Raw genomic sequence first — 18,926 nt, 5'->3', positions numbered from 1 at the left:
AGGAGGGTGAATGATAGATAAAGATAGTTTTCGGACTAAGTGTCCAGAATGTAATGGCGAAAGAAACTGCATAATTATCGGAGAGACTGAGAGAAGGTGGAGCAGTGGAAGAGGGCAATATTCTGCTCAATGGGGAACAGAATATCGCCTTCTGCAATGCAAAGGATGCGATACTGTTTTCTATCAATCAAAATCATGGCATAGCGAAGATTTGGATTATGACTATGATGATGAAGGAGAAACTGTAGTTTCAGCCAATTACAGATTAGATACGTATCCAGGTTCACTTGAACATCGACCGCAATGGGTTGATGACATTGCAGATATCGACCATCAACTCTACCTCATTCTTAATGAAATGTATCAGGCTTATTATAATAAGTCTTATATTTTGGCTTCAATTGGTTTAAGAACGGCGTTTGACCGTACATCTGAGGTGCTGAATATATTGCCTACCCTGCCTCTCGGAAAAAAAGTTGAAAAACTCGCGGAAGACGGATTCATCGGAGAAACTGAAAAGAGCCAATTATTTATCGTTACGGAAGCAGGAAGCGCTGCTGCACACCGTGCCTGGTCACCGAATAAAAGCGAGTTCAAATCACTTTTAACTATCACAGAAGACTTTATACGCCGCTCAATCCTTCGTGATAAAACCATTATGAAAATAGCCGGTAAAATACCTAATAAGAAGGAATTCGTTAAAAAGGTTAGTGCATCAACTATTGATCTTCCTGACTTGCAGGACAAGTCTCAGAAAAAAGACGAATCATAATTCCTTCAGGATCTCTCTAATTTGTATCAGAGCATTCTTGCTTATTTGGCGGGACGGTGAAATTATGCATCCTCAGTTATTATAAAAATCAAAAAGAGATTTTCCGTCACCACCCTTTCAACATTACTGAATATCTTCATAGCTTTAAACATAACTTTCCTTGGCTGAACCCCCGCAGGGCTTCTCAGCGCGATCCTGCTGTGGGATGGCCATTTTCGGCAGACTTCCCCGGCTTGAACCCTGAAAAACGGCCCTAATGATTCCGATATGCTGCATGGCTATGCAGTAAGATCTGTTCTCCACGGATTAGTGCATGCATATATTGGAAACATCCGCTTCTGGCTGTGAGTTCAACGGGTCGATGCAACGCTATCCTTAATCAAGGGGGGCGTTGCCATGAAACGAAGAACTCGGATTAACTACACGCCAGAGCAGAAGGCGATTATCTGGGACAGATATAAGCAAGGTGATTCCCTGCATGATATCGCCAGAATGTTCGACAGATATCATTCTTCTATTATGCCCACTATCCACCAGACTTGTGGATACCGCCCCCCTGTCCGAAAGCGGCATCCGTTAGCGCTTTCACTTGATGAAAGAGAGGAAATATCCAGAGCGCTGGTAGCAAAAATCAGCATCAGGGCGATCGCAAACAAACTATCGAGAGCCCCCTCAACGATTAGCCGGGAGATCAAGAGGCACGGTGGTGCAAATCAATACCGTGCATCAAAAGCGGATACTGCTGCGTGGGAAAATGCTCTGAGACCAAAACCTTGCAAGCTAATTGAAAGACCCACACTGTGTAAAATCATCGCAGAGAAGATGCATCAGGACTGGTCGCCGGAACAAATCACCGGCTGGCTGAAACGCTGTTATCCGGATAATCAGGAAACGCATGTGTCACATGAAACGATATATAAAACGCTTTTTATACAAACCCGGGGTGCATTAAAAAAAGAACTGCAGCAATGCCTCAGAAGCGGAAGAGTCGTGCGTAGATCCAGAACATCATCGCTTAAAGGGAAAGGATTAGGGTCAATCCGGGATACGATCTCTATCAGCGAAAGACCACATGAAGCCGCTGACAGAGCCATACCCGGTCACTGGGAAGGTGACCTGATCCAGGGCTCGAAAAACTCCTGTATCGTCACCCTCGTAGAACGTCATTCCCGTTTTGTTATGCTGGCCAAAGTCAGGGACAACAAGACCATAACGGTTATATCTGCACTCATCAAACAAGCCCGGGAATTACCTGCTGAGCTTTATAAAACATTAACATGGGACCGGGGGGCTGAAATGACCAGCCACACCCGGTTTACTGTAGCCACAGATATTCAGGTTTACTTCTGCGATCCTCAATCCCCCTGGCAACGCGGCTCCAATGAAAATACAAACAGATTGCTCAGGCAGTATTTTCCAAAAGGAACTGACTTATCGGTTCACAGCCAGCAAAGACTAGACAGTGTTGCCAGGCAGCTCAACGAGAGGCCAAGAAAAACGCTAAACTATGAATCACCCGCAGAGCGTTTTAACCAACGTGTTGCATCTATCAGTTGAACTCACAGCACAAACCGGCCGCAGCCGGTTTGGTCTTTTCGTATGAATTATGCATCGCAGCGCGGCAGCCAGTCGGCCTCGCAGTCCTCGCTCAGCTCCAGACTGGTCTGGATACCGTTCTTTGTCTTGCGCTTCAGCAGCTCTATCTCGTACTCCTTCAGTGTCTGCGGGACCGCCTGGCCGAACGCCGTCAGGCTCATGGGATGTTGAGCCCCCTGGCCTCCATAAAGGACAGGTAGGCGTGATAGAGGTAGCGGCGTGGGTTCATGGGCCGGATATTGGCGTTGCCGATAAACAGCCCTGTCGGTCCGCTGAGCGGGGTAAGGTAGCCGCAGAAGTCGACTAGCGGGTCGGCGCTGCGCTTGATTTCCAGCGCCTCCTCCGACGACTGCTGCGCCTGTAACAGCTCGCGGGCGTCGTCAGGGCGGATGAAGCGCTGCATCAGGTGGCGCACGATAACCGCCAGCTCACCGGCAATCTTCTCCAGCAGCTGCGGGTCGCGCTCGTTCGCCGGTATCACGTCCGGGAACGGCAGGATAACCCGGCGACGGGACACGCCGCCGCTGCGGGCGCTGAAGCGCATCGGGTTGTTGTTCACCGCCAGAATTACGGCCGGAATATGGGTTGAATATGCGTCGCGGTACTTCGGGTCGATCGCCACGCCGTCGCCGCTCCACTTCTCCTGGTCCGGCAGGATAATCAGGGAGTAGCCGACCACGCTGGCGCGTTACCGGGACGACTCCAGCGTGTCGATGGTGGCCGCCGTGGTGTTGTCCTCGCCTGCCAGCAGGCGGGCAATCGACGCCAACACGCTTTTTCCGCTGCCGCCGGGGCCGGTCACTTCGAGGAACAGCTGCCAGTCGTAGCGGTTTGCCAGCACCATAAATAACGCCGCGAGGATACGCTCCTGCTTCGCCTCATTACGCCCGGCCGCCCGCGTCAGCCACTGCCAGAAGTACGGCGCATCGTCCGCCAGATTCTCGCCTGCTTTGGGCGTGGTGTAGTCGACGCTGTTGATGGTGCGCAGCCAGTTCTCTTTACGGTGCGGGCGGAAGGTGCCGGTCGCGGTGTCAAACACGCCGTTACGGAAACCAATCAGCCGCCGGGCCGGTGTGCCCATCTGCGGCACCATCAGCTTGAGCGTGTCCACGATGCCGCCGATACCGGTTGTCGAGAACGGCGCGCGTACCTTCTGAAAAAGCGCGGCAATCTCGCGGCTGAGCACGCGGTACGGCAGCACCTGCCACGCGCCGCCCTCGTAGCGGCAGAGGTCTTCACCCACGACCGGCACGGCCAGCGCGTTGAGGTAGTGCGCGGCCAGCAGCTCTGCCTTCTGGCTGGCGCTCATCGCCTTCAGGTCGGCCTCGCTCACCGACTCAAACGGGCTGAGCGCTTTCGGCTGGGTAAAGGCGGTCAGCATCGCCTGAGCAACTATTTCACCATCTGCCTGAAAGACGTCGTTCCAGTCGCCGGTAACGGGCGGCACCCACAGCAAAAAAGAGCGTGAGGCGGCCATTGAGAACGGGAAAGAGGAGGAAACGAACTGGCGTACCCGTTTTCGCGACCTGCGCGGGGCCATCACGCCGGAGCTGCGCGCCCAGCACAGCGAGCGCATCGCCAGCCGCGAGCTGGCTGAGGAGTTCACCGGCCTGATTGAGGAGCTGGAGTTCGAGCACGAGGGGGAGATGATGAAGGCTGCGTTTACCGGCCGCGAGTACGTCAACACCCACCGTACCGCCTTTACGCAGCATGCTGAAGGGCAGTGGGAGGCCGCCATGCGTAATATCAGCCCGACGCTGGTACGCGCCATCCGCCTGAAGCTGCTGTCGCTGAGGCTTAACGACCGGGGACGCCACACTGACCCGCAGCACGTGGAACCGGAGGTGATACTCGCCCGCGAAGCCGGCGAGCTACTGGCAGGCAAAGCAGAAGCCGCACGACTGGATATGAATGCCGAGCCGCTGCTGTCGGAAATTGGCATTTACCGGCCCGCGCTGACCGGCGTGGATATGCGCCTCTTTAACAGCCCGGCCGCCATTCACAAGCTGGTACACGAGCGCAAGGCAAAGCTTGAAAGAAAGCAGAAAAAGGAGAGCCAGGCATGATGCACTGTCCGTACTGCAAAAGCCCGGCGCATGCCAAATCAAGCCGCTATATGTCCGAACAGGTGAAGGAGCGCTATCACCAGTGCACCAATCTCGACTGCTCCTGCTCGTTCAAAACCAGCGAGAGCATTACGAAAGTCATTACCGCGCCGCCGCAGCGCGAACCGGTTCCCGCAGCCACGCCGGAGCCGGTGAAAGAACGCCAGACGCTGGGGCGTTACGGCTCGTCCTTCCGCACTCTCCACTGACCACAACGGCCGCTGAAAACAGCGGCTTTTTTGTGACCGCTTTTTATCCTTTCAGCGCCCTTTTTCTGGCAAGCCCGGTTTGTAAAGAGCAATGCATGCATAAGGCGCATGGATTTGCATGCAGAATGCGGGGCTACAGATACCCCTTCAGCCCACGCGCGGCGCGGCTTTGCCCGGTTCATGCAGCTGCATAAAAAAAGATGCATAAAGCGGGCAGGCGAGGCGGGGGTAGCATTGCGCGCTGAGATTGTTGTGCCCGAATACCTGATGAAATGATCAGCTTTTTGAAACATTGAAAATGATACAAAATGGGATATTTCCTATTCTATCAGGCTCAAAACTATATGGACGATATCGAAAAATTAAAGGCAATTGACTGGTCTGAACTGGTACACTCGAAACATTCTTGGATTGAGTCAAAATTATCTCATAATGGTAGTTCAACTGAAAATAAAGTTATTTCTCGGTTATTTACAATTCCTTTTAGTGGTGTAATCCAAGAAATTCAAAGTTTAGTTGATTCTTTAGCAGATTCAATCGAACACTACGTTTTTGATAAAGAGGCGTTAGAAAAGATGAGAGGTGAAGGCACTGTCCCATTTAGAAAAGCTTCGCAATTTTTTGGCGATACAAATCCAGTCAAGGATGGGAAGTATGGTGAGTTGATTCTTTATATTCTTTCTGAGGCTATTTTAAATACTCCAATGGTATCTCATAAAATCACGACGCTAAGTAATTTAAATGATCAGGTCAAAGGAGGAGATGGGGTTTTCTTTGGCGTCTATAGAGATAACATATCTTTGCTTATTGGTGAGTCTAAAATATATAAAAGCTTTAGTGGTGCATTAGAGAGTGCGTTTGACTCTCTTGATAGATTCACGAAAAGCTATTCAACTGGTGCGTTGAGTCATGAGCTTTTCATGGCAAGAACTAATATATCCAATAACTTTGATTTTGAAACCATGGAGCTTATTTATGACGCTTTCACTCCAGGTAAATCATTGAATTCAGAATGTATTAAGACTCATCCGGTTTTATTGATATTTGAAGATAGAGACATTAAAGAAATTGAAAATAAAGCAATGAGTAAAAAACATGCAGAGGAAATGTTAGAAAAATGGCTTGAAGATAAGAAGTTAATCATTAAGGAAAGTATAGAGGAAAAGCTATCTAAATATGAAAACGTTAAACCTTGTTTTTTGGATTTCTTTTTAATCCCAATGTCTGATGTGGGGCACTTCAAAAAATCTTTATACCGAGCTATCCACGGTATAGATTATAACGAAAATTAAGGAAGACTCATGTCTGAAACAACAGCCAGTAAAGCATTGATGCATCGAGATTTCCAGGAGGTTTTTAATTTTTTAGCTAAGTATCTGTTTCTAAAAAATAGAAAGGAAAGGGATTTGCCAAGCTTGTCAATGGAAAGAATTAGGAGAGCAACGTGGCTTGCATCATTAATATCTCTAGGGGATGAAAAAGAGCGAAGTATTGCCAGCTCCTTCGGAGCCCTCCTTTACTTGTATGATTCTAAAAATGAGTTGTTTCTCAAGGCTTGCTATGTTTTGCAATCAAGAGCGGGAAATATTGTTTCTTCCAAGCACCTTGAAGGTCTCTACAAAAATAAAAATATAATTAATCATTTTAGTGTATCTTTAGATTTCGAGCTTACATCGCAAAAAGTTCTCCTTGAAAAAGAATTTTATGGTGAAGAAACTGTTTATTTTACTCATTTTCAAAAAGATCTATGGCACCGGTTAGTTGATGGCGATAATGTGGCTGTATCTGCGCCCACTTCCGCTGGGAAATCGTTTGTGATTAAAAAGTACATTTTTGAAAAAATAACTAAAAATAAGGATGGCGTTTATGTTTATATAGTTCCTTCGAAAGCACTAATTAATCAGGTTAGTAACGAATTGTCGAGGGAGCTTAAAAAAACTGCCTCCGTATTGACAACTTACAGAGAGAACACAGAAGGACAGGGGAAAATAGTTTTTGTATTAACGCCTGAGCGATGCTTACGGCTACTCAATGAAAGTTCTAATAAATCGCCAGTAATCGTTTTCTTCGATGAGATACAAAATTTAGAAGACGGAAGTAGAGGGAGTGTGTTCGAGAATATAATTTATAGGATGACAAGTTTGTGGAAAGAAACGCAGTTTATTATGGCAGGCCCGTATATAAGTGACCTTCATTTATCTTTAAATAAAGTTGTAGACATTAAATTAGTAGAACATAAAACATTAGCAACACCAGTTTTGCAATTGAAAGTTATTTTATCAGTACTAAAAAGGAGCCACGATGTAAATTATAAACTTTTTGGGCCTGTGGGTGGTCCTATATCAGGTTCAATTAATATTGGGAAGTCCCTTTATAGCAAATTATCTTCTTCAAAAGGAGATGCACTCAAGTATTTAACGTCTTTGTTTGATGATTCCGAGCAAAATATAATATATGCGCCTAAAAAAAATATAGCTCAAGGCTGGGCTCTTAAGATATCTGGTGCTGATGATGAAGGTAATGCTGCCAATTTACTTGATGATTTTGAAAATGAAAAGATAAGTAGCCTCTGCTCCTTTCTAGAGAGTGAAATTCATCCGCTTTACTCATTGGTGAGAAGTTTAAAAAAAGGGGTTGCATTTCATCATGGAGGATTGCTAGACGTTGCACGATTAGAGGTAGAAGATCTTTTTTCAGAAGGTGTTATAAAAAATTTGGTTTGTACTTCTACTTTATTACAGGGAGTTAATTTACCTGCTGATAGGATAATTATCCTTTCCCCCAAGATAGGTGATTACGAATTATCACACTTTGACTTTTTAAACTTAATCGGAAGAGCTGGAAGAATTAGTAATTCTTTATATGGTGAGATTTTTTGCGTTGAATTATGTGATGAGTCTTGGGCTGAGGAAAAGATTAATAAAGAAGAAAAGAAAGAAATAGAATCTTCGGTTTTAAGAAAAATAAATGATAACGCTGAAAAGGTTGTTAGTTATATTAACTTGTTTGGAAGTGACATTCTTTCTGGTGAGGGTGATTATAAAGTTTATCCTCTAGTGACCTACTTGAGGAGTCAATTCATTGTCGATCGCGATCACTACGAAAAAATAATAAATAATAGTAATTTGGATGCCGAACAAATGAGTCTGATGGATTCACGCTTAGAAACCGTTGCGAACAACCTTACAGTTCCCCTAAAGCTTATTGAAAAAAATCCCTTTATAGATCCTTTGATTCTGGATGATCTTTACTTCTTAATAAAAAGAGAGGGGATTTCTTCATGGGTTATGAATAAATATCCAGGAAATAAAAATGGTTTGTCAAGTCAAGATGTTGAGTTCTTGGAAATGAATTACTACCATCAATATAAAAACATTATTGCAAGGTTAAACGATCTATTTGATATTGAGAGAGAAGTCAATTTTAAAGAAGATGGGATATCTATTAAATCAAAATATAGAGTTAGTATAGCAAAACTAGCTTATGATTCTCATAGCTGGATGCTTGGGAAAAAATATAGATTCTTTATTGAAGACATGGTCAATAATAAGTTCACAAAACACGGTATCTCTGTTGACTACAAGAAAATTGATAGTGTAACAAATTTCATTACATCTCATATTAATACAAACTTAACCTTCATTCTTGTTAAGTATTTGTCGGTATGGTCTGATGTAGTTAGCTCATTTATGAATGAAGATGAAAAGGAAGAACACGCGTTCTTTCTAAATTTACCTTCAATGTTAGAAATGGGGAGCTATGATTCCCAAGTTTTAGAAATAATGGCTTTTGGTATAAATCGAAGTACTGCTATCGAGCTCTTGCGCAAAAAAAGGATTGCAGATGGTGAATCTGTAGATAGTTACCTTAATAGCTATGATATAAATAAGCTCTCGCCATTACATAAAAAGTATTTATCGAGAGCTGGTTTCGGGGAAGCGAGAGGTTAATAAAGCATGTTATCTGATGGATTGGGGGTGCACGTAGCACCCCCACCATTCTAATAAATCTTTGCGTTGTGAAAGATACTTTGAACGATTGTAGGCTCTTCTCACCTCATTTCTATCACTATGCGCTAATGCAGCTTCAATTACATCGGCGTTAAAGTTTGCTTCGTTAAGTGCTGTGCTAGCTATAGAACGAAGACCATGAGCAACCAATTTTCCGCCATAGCCTATACGCTTTAATGCGGCATTCGCAGTTTGGCTATTCGTTGGTTGTTTAGGATCGTTACGGCTAGGAAAAACATATTGTCGGTTAGCGCTTAGAGGCCGCATAACTTCGAGGATTTCCAAAGCTTGTTCGGATAAAGGAACGATATGTTCGCGCTTGGCCTTCATGCGCTCTGCTGGAATAACCCAAAGGTTTAAATCGAAGTCGATCTCTGCCCATTGTGTTCCAGAGGCTTCTGACGGCCTTACAAGGGTAAGTAGTTGCCACTCGATTAAACAGCGAATGGTGATTGAGAGATTGGACATGACTAATGAGCGCATTAGCTCTGGCAGTTCTTCTGGTCGCAATGTTGGCATGTTTTGCTTCTTTGGCCTTTCAAAGGCCATCCCAACGCCAGAAGCAGGGTTCGCATCAATCAACCCCGTATTGACGGCATAAATCATGATCTCGCCAATGCGCTGAACTAAACGGCGCACTGTTTCAAGCGCCCCGCGAGCTTTAATCGGCTCCAGTGCCTCAGCGATCGTTCTGGCTTTAAGTGTTTGAACAGGAATTTCACCAATAGCAGGGAAAATGTCCTTGTCCAGCGACCGTCAGATATCCTTCGCGTAATCCTCAGTGACGCTTTTGCTTTTAAGCAGGAACCATCACCGGCCACAACCGAAAAAATGCTATCCAGCTCAATTTGCCGTTGCTCTGATACTTCTTCTTGCTGCTTCTGCGGTTCGATCCCTTTCGCTAGCAGTGGCAGATAGTGGTCGCGCATTTGGCGTGCGACAGCGAGCGTCAGGGCAGGGTAAGAGCCTAAGCTGAGATTTGTACGACTACTGCTTTCTGACCGCTGGTAGCGAAAACGCCACAGCTTCTTACCGGATGTTTTCACGAGTATGAAAAGCCCATTTCCATCGTGCAGAGTGAAGTCTTTTTTTATTGAGGCTTAGCTTTGAGGGTTTCGTTATTGGTGAGGGGGCGTGTCATCCGCGCCATAACTGATTTCCGTCCATAATTGGTACACGTCTTTGGTTCGCATTATAGCGTGTACCTAAACGCATACCAATCATCACCTGATTCAAGCAGATCGTCTCGAAAGATCACAAACACAAAAAAGCCCGCAAAGCTTTCACTTTGCGGGCTTTCAGGACTTCATCGAATGGTTCTGGTGGCCATCGATCAAGAATTTGGTGGAGCTGGCGGGAGTTGAACCCGCGTCCGAAATTACTACACCGTCGGCACTACATGCTTAGTCCAGTCTTTACATTCGCCGGTTAGCTGCGAACGGACACGCTACTAACAAACTAGCCTGATTGAATTTAGTGCTTCAGCCCCAGGCAGGACATCCACACGATCTCTTTTGGGTTTGACCTCTCTTGATCCCCGTCCTAAGAGCGGAGGCTAGGGAGAGAGGGCTCTTAGCAGGTTATTAAGCTGCTAGGGCGTAGTTTTCGTCGTTTGCGACTATTTTTTTGCGGCTTTTAACGAGGCCAACCGCCCCTCGGCATGCTCCTTGGGCTTCGCAAATCCCGTCGAATCCAGAATCAGCCCCAAGTACTGTGAAGCAGTATAACGAAAAACCTGTCGCTATGCCAGTAGGTTAGCGATTTGCGTGTTTCATAATACGTGCTTTGTCTAATTTCCACTCACGATCTTTAATATCATCGCGTTTATCGTGCTCACGTTTACCTTTCGCCACGCCGATTTTCAGCTTGGCCCAGGCGTTTTTCCAGTACATCGACAGCGGCACAATGGTGTAGCCGTCGCGATTGGCTTTGCCAAACAGGGTATCCAGCTCGCGCTGCTTTAGCAGAAGCTTGCGGGTTCGGGTAGGATCGCAGACCACATGAGAAGATGCGCCAGTCAGTGCCTGGAACGTGGCGCCAAACAGGAACGCTTCGCCATCGCGTAGCATGATGTAGCTTTCGCTGATGTTCGCCTTACCTGCACGGAGAGATTTGACTTCCCATCCCTGGAGCGACAGACCCGCTTCGAACTCTTCTTCAATGAAGTATTCGTGGCGCGCCCGCTTGTTCATGGCAATGGTGGCAGAACCGGGTTTATGTGCTTTTTTCTTTGTCATAGTGCAACTTAGTGTACATGAAGCGGTGAATGATGGCATCCCCTGTAACAACAAGCGCGGGGAAAAGCGCTATTTTAGCAGAACGCTGGCGGCTGAGAATTTTTGTTTGTTTGCCGTCGATGGTATTATTGAAAAGTTTAAGATTAACAGGAAATGTTATGTCCCAGATTAGTCGTTCCGCGCTGGTCCCCTACAGTGCTGAGCAAATGTTCCGGTTGGTAAACGATGTGGATGCCTATCCGGAGTTTCTTCCAGGGTGTACCGGCAGCCGGGTACTGGATGCCAGTGAACAACAGATGACGGCATCGGTGGATGTTTCCAAGGCCGGGATCAGCAAAACCTTTGTTACGCGCAACACGCTGACCAACAATCAGAGCATTCACATGCAGTTGGTAGATGGGCCGTTCCGTAAGCTGACAGGCGGCTGGGTGTTTACCGAGCTGAGCGAAGATGCCTGCAAGGTAGAGCTAAACCTGGAGTTTGAATTTACCAATATGCTGGTTGAAATGGCCTTCGGCCGCATCTTCAAAGAGCTGGCCAGCAGCATGGTTCAGGCGTTTACCAAGCGCGCTAAAGAGGTTTACAGTGCCTGATATCGCGGTGGAAGTTGTTTATGCCTTACCGGAAAAACAGTATTTCTACACGGTGAACGTGGAAGAGGGCGCGACCGTTGAGCAGGCAATCAAGGCTTCAGGCATTTTGGAGCTGCGCAGCGATATCGATCTTACCCGCAACAAGGTTGGCGTTTTTAGTCGTCCGGTGAAGCTGGGCGATGAGGTGCAGGCCGGCGATCGGATTGAGATTTATCGTCCGCTATTGGCCGATCCAAAAGAGCTACGTCGTCAGCGCGCCGAACGCGCGGCAAAAAAATAAGGCGCTAAAAGCGCCTTATCTGTCAAACCTCAGCGCAACGGATTACGTCACCGTTGCTGTTCTGTTACTGCTTGCCTGAAGCCAGTTCAGGTTTGTTATCAATGTTAGTCAGCGTGCCGCTACCATCAAAGGTCAGCGTCAGCGTCTGCTGCTTAACAGGCTCATGGCCTGGCTCCTGACGGAAAACGTAATACCAGACGTTGCTACCAAAAGGATCGCGCATCATCGGCGTGCCCAGGGTGTATGCCACCTGCTGTTGGGTCATGCCGGTATGGATTTTAGAAACGTCATTCGCAACCAGGTAGTTTCCCTGGTTGATGTCTGGCCGGTAAACCACTCGCTCCAGAGTGGAACATCCAGCGGTCATCATCAGAAGAACCACCGCCGCAGCAGTCAGCGTTTTACAGCGCATAAGTATCTTTATTCCTTTTCGGGCCAACACCTTGGGCATCTGGCTATTTTATTTGCCAGCCTGAATCCGATCGGCAGTCCTGCGCTCTCGCCATGCAAAACTGCTTAACCTGACTCACGCTGGCGACAACAGTTACGCCAGATATCCCGTGCATCAATGACCGGCATCTGGCTGTATCGGATTATCGCTTCGATAACAGCGTAAGAAGCCGATGATAATAAACCTTTCCGCAGTTTGAAACCTCTACGGAACAAGCTTATGACCACAAGGGGCCAAAAAAGTGCGGTATCAGGCCGCTAAAAGCTCTTTCGCATTCGCCAGAGTGTTACGCGTGACTTCGCTGCCGCCCAGCAAACGGGCAAGTTCCTGAAGACGAGCTCGCTTATCCAGCGGTCGCATATGCGTTTCGGTCATTTCGCCGTCGGTCTCTTTACTGACGTAGAAATGCTGATTGCCACAGCCTGCAACCTGCGGCAGGTGAGTCACGCACATGACCTGAGTCGATTCCCCCAGCTGGCGCAGCATCTTACCGACCACCGCAGCGGTTGGGCCGCTGATCCCCACATCCACCTCATCGAAAATCAGCGCAGGCGTATCCATCTTGCGGGCAGTGATAACCTGAATCGCCAGCGCGATGCGGGAGAGTTCACCGCCTGAAGCCACTTTCGACAGCGGCTGTAATGGCTGGCCAGGGTTGGTGGTAACGCGGAACTCGATGCGGTCAGCCCCTTCAGCCGTAAGATGATCGCTATTGAACTGTACCTCAATAGCCAGCTGACCGTGCGGCATCGACAGCGTATGCATACTTTCACCAATCAGCTGGCTCAACTCTGCGGCGTAGTGCGCACGGCGCTGATGAAGCTGTTCAGCACAGCTCAGGGCGATTTTGTGATGCTTAGTCACCGCAAGCGTCAGTTCATCCTGATCGCTCTCCTGCTGGTCGAGCAACGCCTGCTCTTCCAGCAGCTGCTGATGAAAGACGGGCAGATCTTCCGGCGAAATATGGTGTTTGCGCGACAGGGCGATTTGGCGTGACAGGCGCTGTTCCAGCTCGTAAAGACGATTGGGATCGAGGTCCAGACGTTCGCAGTAATGGCGCAGCTCATCGCTCGCTTCGCTTATCTGAATAGCGGCCTCATCCAGCATTGAACAGACGCCGTTCAGCTTGTCGTCCATCGAAACCAGCTCGCTCAGTAGCTGCTGGGCGGTATACAGCTGATTCTGTAACGTATTGCTTTCACCATCGGCGAGCAGCATCAACGCCTGTTGGCTGGTTGAAAGCAGCTGCCCGCTATTGGCGAGGCGCTTATATTCTTCATCAATGTTTTCATATTCGCCCGCTACCGGCGCGAATTCGTTCAGCTCTTTCAGCTGATACTGCAACAGCTCGCGACGGGCTTCGCGCTCCTGCGACAGCTGCTGGTGTTGCGCAAGGATGCGGCAGCTCTGGTGCCACTGACGATAGCTCTGCGCCATCTCCTGCATCAGGCTGGTTTCACCGGCGTAGCCATCCAGCAGCGTTTTCTGATGTTCAGGCTTCAGCAACAGCTGGTGAGCGTGCTGACCGTGGATCTGAATTAACAGCTGGCCTAAGTCGCGCAGTTGGGAAAGGGGGACGGCGGTACCGTTGATAAACCCGCGTGAACGGCCGTCGCTGCTGATAACCCGACGCAACAGGCACTCATTACCTTCATCAAGCTGGTTATCAACCAGCCACTGCTGGGCGGATGGCGTATCTTTGAGGGAAAATCTGGCACAGATGTCGGCGCGGGTCGCACCCTGACGCACCATATCGGCTTCAGCGCGACCGCCCAGGCACAAGCCTAAAGCATCAATTGCAATAGACTTACCCGCACCGGTTTCGCCGGTAATCGCGGTCATGCCACGCTGAAAATCGATTTCAAGTTCACGAACAATCGCAAAATTACTGATGGTCAGTTGTGCCAGCATCGTTAACGTTCCTGTATGAAAACACAGATATGGTTTTTCATACAGTATATACTGGTTTTATAACCAGTAAAGTAGCTGGCTGTCGATTTTAAAACAATTTTTTCGACCAGCCGAGTTTCGAACTCAACGTATTAAAGTAGTTATAGTTTTCTGGATGGATCAGATTAAGGTGATCGTCGTTGCGGCGAATCAAAACGTCCTCGCCTTCCTGAATCGGCAGCGCAATTTGGCTGTCACAGCTGATTTCCAGATCGCTGCGCATATGGGAAAAGCGCAGCCGGATAGTGCTGTTGCTGTTAATCACTAATGGTCGGGCTGAAAGCGTGTGCGGAAACATCGGCACAATCACAATCGCATCCAGAGAAGGCGTTAAAATTGGCCCACCAGCAGAAAGCGAATAGGCGGTCGAGCCGGTTGGCGTTGAGATAATCAGGCCATCGGAGCGCTGCGAAAAGGCAAACGTTTCATCGATATACACTTCGAACTCAATCATATGCGCGACCTTGCCGGGATGCAGCACCACCTCATTGATGGCGGTGCCTACACGCGGCTCGCGTCCCTGACGACATACCTGCGCTTCCAGCAGAAACCGGCTTTCGGTGATATATTTTCCTTCCAGCACGTCGGCGAGCTGCTGCTGAGCATTGTCCGGATCAAGATCGGTCAAAAAACCTAAATTGCCGCGGTTGATGCCAATCACTTTAATATCGTAACGCGCCAGTACGCGCGCTGCGCCAAGCATGTTCCCATCGCCGCCTACCACAACCGCCAGATCGGCTTTCTGGCCAATCTCTGCCAGCGAGCCGGTCTCGACGTCAGAGAGGTTCAGCTCGCGTGCAATTTGCTGCTCGATAATCACTTCATAGCCCCTGGCGGTGAGCCAGCGGTAGAGCATTTCGTGCGTCGTCAGCGCGGTAGGATGGCGCGGATGGCCCACAATACCGATGCAGTTGAAATGGTTGTTCATGATGCTGGCGTTCCTCATGAGGTAAACTACCTCAGACAATGTGACGGGTTCCCTTGAAACCGCAATTCTGATCCCCATAATAAGCGAACCAGCGAGATGAATGTGCACAAACGCGGAGAATTTCATGAGTAGTAAAGAACAGAACACACCAAACGAGCAAGTCTCAGACGATATTGAGATGGAACAGGCAAAAAACCAGGACGCAGAGACAGCAGAAGTGGTGGATTCACGTGACGAGCGGATTGCCGAGCTGGAAGCCCAGCTGGAGCAGGCGCAGGGTGGCGTACGTGAAGCCCAGCTGCGTGCGCAGGCTGAGATCGAGAACATCCGTCGCCGTGCCGAACTGGACGTCGAAAAAGCGCACAAATTTGCGCTGGAAAAATTTGCTAACGAGCTGCTGCCGGTTGTCGATAGCCTGGAGCGTGCGCTGGAAGTTGCAGATAAAGACAATGCTGAGCAGGCTGCAATGATCGAAGGTATCGATCTGACGCTGAAATCCCTGCTGGGCGCCGTACGTAAATTCGGTGTGGAAGTCGTTGGCGATGTCAACGTGCCGTTCAACCCGGAAATCCATCAGGCGATGTCGATGATTGAGTCTGAAGACGTTGCACCAAACCACGTGCTGATGGTGATGCAACGTGGCTACACGCTGAACGGTCGCCTGCTTCGCCCGGCGATGGTTGCAGTAGCAAAAGCCAAAGGCTGATTGCATTGATTTAAAAAAAGCCCCTCTCGGGGCTTTTTTTATGCGCGTAAATCCGCGGTGATTGACCTGTTCAGAAACCCGCAGCGCTTAATCCTGACGCGGCAGCGCAGGCATCCAGTCGATCGGCTTTTGGTTATGTTCTTCCAGCCACTGATTGGTTTTGGAAAAGTGGCCACAGCCGAAAAAGCCGCGATGTGCCGACAGCGGGGAAGGGTGAGGCGCCTGTAATACGTGGTGGCGATCTCTGTTAATGATGCTGCCTTTTTTCTGCGCGTGCGAACCCCACAACAGAAACACGACGCCCTCACGATGTTCATTGATGGCCGCAATAACATGATCGGTAAAGGTTTCCCAGCCAAAGCGGGCATGAGAATGTGCCTGACCGGCTTCCACGGTTAGCACCGTATTCAGCAACAGCACGCCCTGTCGCGCCCAGCTTTCCAAAAAGCCGTGGTTAGGACGCTCGAATCCCGGAATATCAGTCACCAGTTCTTTATACATATTCACCAGCGAAGGCGGAACCGCCACGCCCGGTAAAACGGAAAAGGCCAGACCGTGTGCCTGATTGGGGCCATGGTACGGATCCTGACCGAGGATCACCACTTTCACTTCGCCCAGTTCTGTCAGCCGGAATGCATTGAACACATCTTTTTGCGGTGGGTAAACGGTTTTACCGGCCGCGCGCTCTTTTGCCACCTTTGACAGCGTTTCGATGAAATACGGTTTTTCTTTTTCCTCTGCCAGCACATCGTGCCAGGTCAGTGCATTGACCATGTCCGCCTCCTTTGGGGTAATCAGACCGTAGCTTAACGCGAATCGTTAGCACGATAAAATTAAAAAAAAGTTTAAATTTACAAAAAAAGTTCGTGTTATTACCGCTTAATCTGTCGATAAATCAAAAAGTTGAAATATGCCTCAAATCTGACGAAGTCGCGTTATTGATTTCAATCAAAGTTGCTCAGTTCTCAGCCTGTTATATAGGTTGCACAGTAAATTTAATCCGTTTTTCACTGCCGATCGTCGATCGGCGTTAAACCGCTTGGGAGGCAACACTATGATTTCCGGAATTCAAATTACAAAAGCAGCGAATACGGCCCTGCTCAACTCTTTCTGGCTGCTGGATGACGAAAAAGCTGAAGCGCGCTGTGTGTGTGCTAAAGCGCAGTATCAGGAAGATCAGATCGTGCCGGTTAGCGATCTCGGACAGATTGAGTATCGTGAGATCCCACTGGAAGTGAAACCCCAGGTGCGCGTAGAAGGTGGACAGCACCTGAATGTAAACGTGCTGCGCCGTGAAACGCTGGAAGATGCCGTTAAGCATCCTGAAAAATATCCGCAGCTGACCATTCGCGTCTCCGGCTATGCTGTTCGCTTTAATTCTTTGACGCCAGAGCAACAACGCGACGTTATCGCACGTACCTTTACAGAAAGCCTGTAATTCACAGCGGTAAATGCGCGTTAACACCAGGGAAATATCTCTCGTGTTGAAAACTGCATCAGGGGTGAGGTTTGTACAATCTTTTGAAAAAAAAGGATTTTTATTGCCTTATCTCAGGAATATAAAGATAACTCATGCCTGATAGCAGCTGGAAAGATTCAATCGTTGCGAATCCGGTATTTCCAGATGTTTAGTGAAAAAAAAACCGCCATCATCAGGCGGTTTTTTGTTGTAGCGATGATTTATTCAGCGCTGTCTGTTTTAGCCGCAGAGCTTGGCTTACGACGCTTACCGACATTTTTGGCATCGCGGTGACGTTTCTTCACGCGCGGCTTAGTCTCTTCAGTCTCTTTCTCTTTCTTCTCTTTGCGTTTCGCCAGCGCTTTCTTCGACGGTTTGCCGTTCAGTTTTTCACTAGGCGCGCGGGTTGTCGGACGCAGCTCATCGATGGTACGGGCTTTTAGCGGCTCGTTGATGTAGCGACTAACTTTACCCAGCAACAGGTTGTCATGCGCTTCGACCAGCGAAATCGCAATACCTTTTTTACCAGCACGACCGGTACGGCCGATACGGTGCAAATAGGTATCAGAAGTACGAGGCATATCGAAGTTGAACACATGGCTGACGTCATCGATGTCGATGCCACGTGCCGCAATATCGGTCGCAACCAGCACGTTAACACGGCCTTCAACAACGCGTTTAATCGCTTCGTTACGCTTGAACTGCTCCAGCTCGCCTTCAAGATAGCTGGTGTTGATGCCTGCATCACGCAGCCAGCCGCACAGCTCATGCACACGCTCACGTTTACGCACAAAGACCACGGCGCGCGTCGTTTCAGGCTGCTTCAGAAGGTGGATAAGCATCGCCGTTTTATGCTTGATATCATCAGCACGGTAATACCACTGCTGGATTTTCTTACGTTCGCGACGGGCAGGATCGGCTTCAATCTCAACCGGCTCATTCAGCAGGCGCTCAGAGAAGTCTTTAATCGCATCGCCTTCCAGCGTGGCGGAAAACAGCAGCGTTTGCTTACGCCAGCGCGTTTCAGCAGCAATGGTTTCGATATCCTGACCAAAGCCCATATCCAGCATGCGGTCGGCTTCATCCAGAATCAGCGTCTCGACGGCGCGACAGTCAAAGTTCTCTTCTTTGATGTATTGCAGCAGACGACCGGTGGTAGCTACCACGATGTCCTGGTTTTCGCTGAACACTTCAGCATGGTTCATAAAGGCGACGCCGCCGGTGATGGTAGCGATATCCAGATGGGTATGCTTCGCCAGTTCGCGCGCCTGCTCCGCAACCTGCGTAGCCAGTTCACGCGTAGGCGTCAGGATCAGGATACGTGGCGGGCCGGATTTTTTACGCGGGAAATCGAGCAGATGCTGTAGAACAGGCAGCAAATAAGCCGCTGTTTTGCCTGTACCGGTTGGTGCCGAACCCAGAACGTCGCGACCCTCCAGTGCAGGCGGGATCGCAGCGGCCTGGATAGCAGTGGGGCGCGTGAAGCCCTTTTCCTGCAAGGCATTCAGCAGGCTTTCATCAAGTTCGAGTTCGGAAAAAGTGGTTACAGTCATGGTCTACCTCAGTTTGGGGCGCTGATTATAGACAGATTGAACACGATCTTCATCTGTTTGTGTGGTCTGAATGACTT

At 48.7% G+C, this 18,926-nt stretch carries 16 protein-coding genes, 1 other RNA gene and 2 pseudogenes; 10 read left to right on the top strand and 9 right to left on the bottom strand.

Features of this window, described 5'->3' with window-relative positions; translation table 11 throughout:
* The first annotated feature begins 10 nt into the window (after positions 1-10).
* Both AAGQ96_RS16280 and AAGQ96_RS16275 read left to right on the top strand, forming a co-directional pair.
* Positions 11-772, top strand: a complete 762-nt coding sequence (locus tag AAGQ96_RS16280) for a DUF4145 domain-containing protein (protein ID WP_342754061.1) — start codon at positions 11-13, stop codon at positions 770-772.
* A 396-nt stretch (positions 773-1,168) separates the two neighbouring features.
* Entirely contained in the window at positions 1,169-2,329 is a 1,161-nt protein-coding gene (locus tag AAGQ96_RS16275) for an IS30 family transposase (RefSeq protein WP_342754060.1), read from the top strand.
* A 47-nt stretch (positions 2,330-2,376) separates the two neighbouring features.
* Here AAGQ96_RS16275 and AAGQ96_RS16270 read toward each other — a convergent pair.
* Positions 2,377-3,815 (bottom strand): annotated as a pseudogene (locus AAGQ96_RS16270) (primase-like DNA-binding domain-containing protein); the annotation flags it as partial.
* Between the two features lie 199 nt (positions 3,816-4,014).
* Here AAGQ96_RS16270 and AAGQ96_RS16265 point away from each other — a divergent pair.
* The 4 genes from AAGQ96_RS16265 to AAGQ96_RS16250 all read left to right on the top strand — a co-directional run bounded on the left by AAGQ96_RS16265 (position 4,015) and on the right by AAGQ96_RS16250 (position 8,632).
* A complete protein-coding gene (locus AAGQ96_RS16265; protein ID WP_342754059.1) occupies positions 4,015-4,434 on the top strand; it encodes a hypothetical protein in 420 nt (139 codons plus the stop codon).
* Entirely contained in the window at positions 4,431-4,682 is a 252-nt protein-coding gene (locus AAGQ96_RS16260; RefSeq protein WP_342754058.1) for an ogr/Delta-like zinc finger family protein, read from the top strand. The genes AAGQ96_RS16265 and AAGQ96_RS16260 overlap by 4 nt, the downstream gene beginning before the upstream one ends.
* A gap of 344 nt (positions 4,683-5,026) precedes the next feature.
* Entirely contained in the window at positions 5,027-5,974 is a 948-nt protein-coding gene (locus AAGQ96_RS16255; protein ID WP_342754057.1) for a DUF1837 domain-containing protein, read from the top strand.
* A gap of 9 nt (positions 5,975-5,983) precedes the next feature.
* The gene (locus tag AAGQ96_RS16250; RefSeq protein WP_342754056.1) at positions 5,984-8,632 is read left to right on the top strand and encodes a DEAD/DEAH box helicase; all 2,649 of its coding nucleotides are present in this window, start codon (positions 5,984-5,986) and stop codon (positions 8,630-8,632) included.
* A gap of 9 nt (positions 8,633-8,641) precedes the next feature.
* Here the strand turns inward: AAGQ96_RS16250 and AAGQ96_RS16245 are convergent.
* The 3 genes and pseudogenes from AAGQ96_RS16245 to smpB form a co-directional block, all read right to left on the bottom strand.
* Positions 8,642-9,842 (bottom strand): annotated as a pseudogene (locus AAGQ96_RS16245) (integrase domain-containing protein).
* 192 nt (positions 9,843-10,034) lie between these two features.
* Positions 10,035-10,398, bottom strand: a transfer-messenger RNA (tmRNA) gene (gene ssrA, locus AAGQ96_RS16240).
* 48 nt (positions 10,399-10,446) lie between these two features.
* Positions 10,447-10,929 carry an SsrA-binding protein SmpB gene (smpB, locus tag AAGQ96_RS16235; protein ID WP_147199333.1) on the bottom strand — a complete coding sequence of 161 codons (483 nt, stop codon included), beginning with the start codon at positions 10,927-10,929 and terminating at the stop codon, positions 10,447-10,449.
* Between the two features lie 158 nt (positions 10,930-11,087).
* Between smpB and AAGQ96_RS16230 the strand changes: the two genes are divergently transcribed.
* Together AAGQ96_RS16230 and AAGQ96_RS16225 are read left to right on the top strand one after the other, a co-directional pair.
* A complete protein-coding gene (locus AAGQ96_RS16230) occupies positions 11,088-11,522 on the top strand; it encodes a type II toxin-antitoxin system RatA family toxin (protein WP_217363415.1) in 435 nt (144 codons plus the stop codon).
* On the top strand, positions 11,515-11,802 hold the full coding sequence (locus AAGQ96_RS16225) for an RnfH family protein (RefSeq protein ID WP_342754055.1): 288 nt from the start codon (positions 11,515-11,517) through the stop codon (positions 11,800-11,802). The genes AAGQ96_RS16230 and AAGQ96_RS16225 overlap by 8 nt, the downstream gene beginning before the upstream one ends.
* Positions 11,803-11,866: 64 nt before the next feature.
* Here AAGQ96_RS16225 and bamE read toward each other — a convergent pair whose 3' ends face one another.
* The 3 genes from bamE to nadK form a co-directional block, all read right to left on the bottom strand.
* Complete coding sequence (gene bamE, locus AAGQ96_RS16220; protein WP_147199326.1) at positions 11,867-12,214, bottom strand: outer membrane protein assembly factor BamE; 348 nt, start codon at positions 12,212-12,214, stop codon at positions 11,867-11,869.
* A 288-nt stretch (positions 12,215-12,502) separates the two neighbouring features.
* The gene (gene recN / locus AAGQ96_RS16215) at positions 12,503-14,164 is read right to left on the bottom strand and encodes a DNA repair protein RecN (protein WP_342754054.1); all 1,662 of its coding nucleotides are present in this window, start codon (positions 14,162-14,164) and stop codon (positions 12,503-12,505) included.
* 88 nt (positions 14,165-14,252) lie between these two features.
* The gene (nadK, locus tag AAGQ96_RS16210) at positions 14,253-15,131 is read right to left on the bottom strand and encodes an NAD(+) kinase (RefSeq protein WP_342754053.1); all 879 of its coding nucleotides are present in this window, start codon (positions 15,129-15,131) and stop codon (positions 14,253-14,255) included.
* A 124-nt stretch (positions 15,132-15,255) separates the two neighbouring features.
* Between nadK and grpE the strand changes: the two genes are divergently transcribed.
* Complete coding sequence (gene grpE / locus AAGQ96_RS16205; RefSeq protein ID WP_147199321.1) at positions 15,256-15,837, top strand: nucleotide exchange factor GrpE; 582 nt, start codon at positions 15,256-15,258, stop codon at positions 15,835-15,837.
* Between the two features lie 87 nt (positions 15,838-15,924).
* On the opposite strand, the gene ung is transcribed toward grpE, so the two are convergent.
* Positions 15,925-16,611, bottom strand: a complete 687-nt coding sequence (gene ung / locus AAGQ96_RS16200; protein WP_147199319.1) for a uracil-DNA glycosylase — start codon at positions 16,609-16,611, stop codon at positions 15,925-15,927.
* Between the two features lie 280 nt (positions 16,612-16,891).
* On the opposite strand from ung, the gene grcA reads away from it, so the two are divergent.
* Positions 16,892-17,275, top strand: coding sequence for an autonomous glycyl radical cofactor GrcA (gene grcA / locus AAGQ96_RS16195; RefSeq protein ID WP_147199317.1), 384 nt, complete (start codon positions 16,892-16,894; stop codon positions 17,273-17,275).
* 242 nt (positions 17,276-17,517) lie between these two features.
* Here grcA and srmB read toward each other — a convergent pair whose 3' ends face one another.
* Entirely contained in the window at positions 17,518-18,849 is a 1,332-nt protein-coding gene (srmB, locus tag AAGQ96_RS16190; protein WP_147199315.1) for an ATP-dependent RNA helicase SrmB, read from the bottom strand.
* Between the last annotated feature and the right edge of the window lie 77 nt (positions 18,850-18,926).

It is taken from the genome of Pantoea sp. MBD-2R, assembly GCF_039134845.1.
GTDB lineage: Bacteria > Pseudomonadota > Gammaproteobacteria > Enterobacterales > Enterobacteriaceae > Erwinia.
The sequence above is the reverse complement of the archived record's forward strand: the minus strand, read 5'-3'. Positions and strand labels throughout refer to the sequence as shown.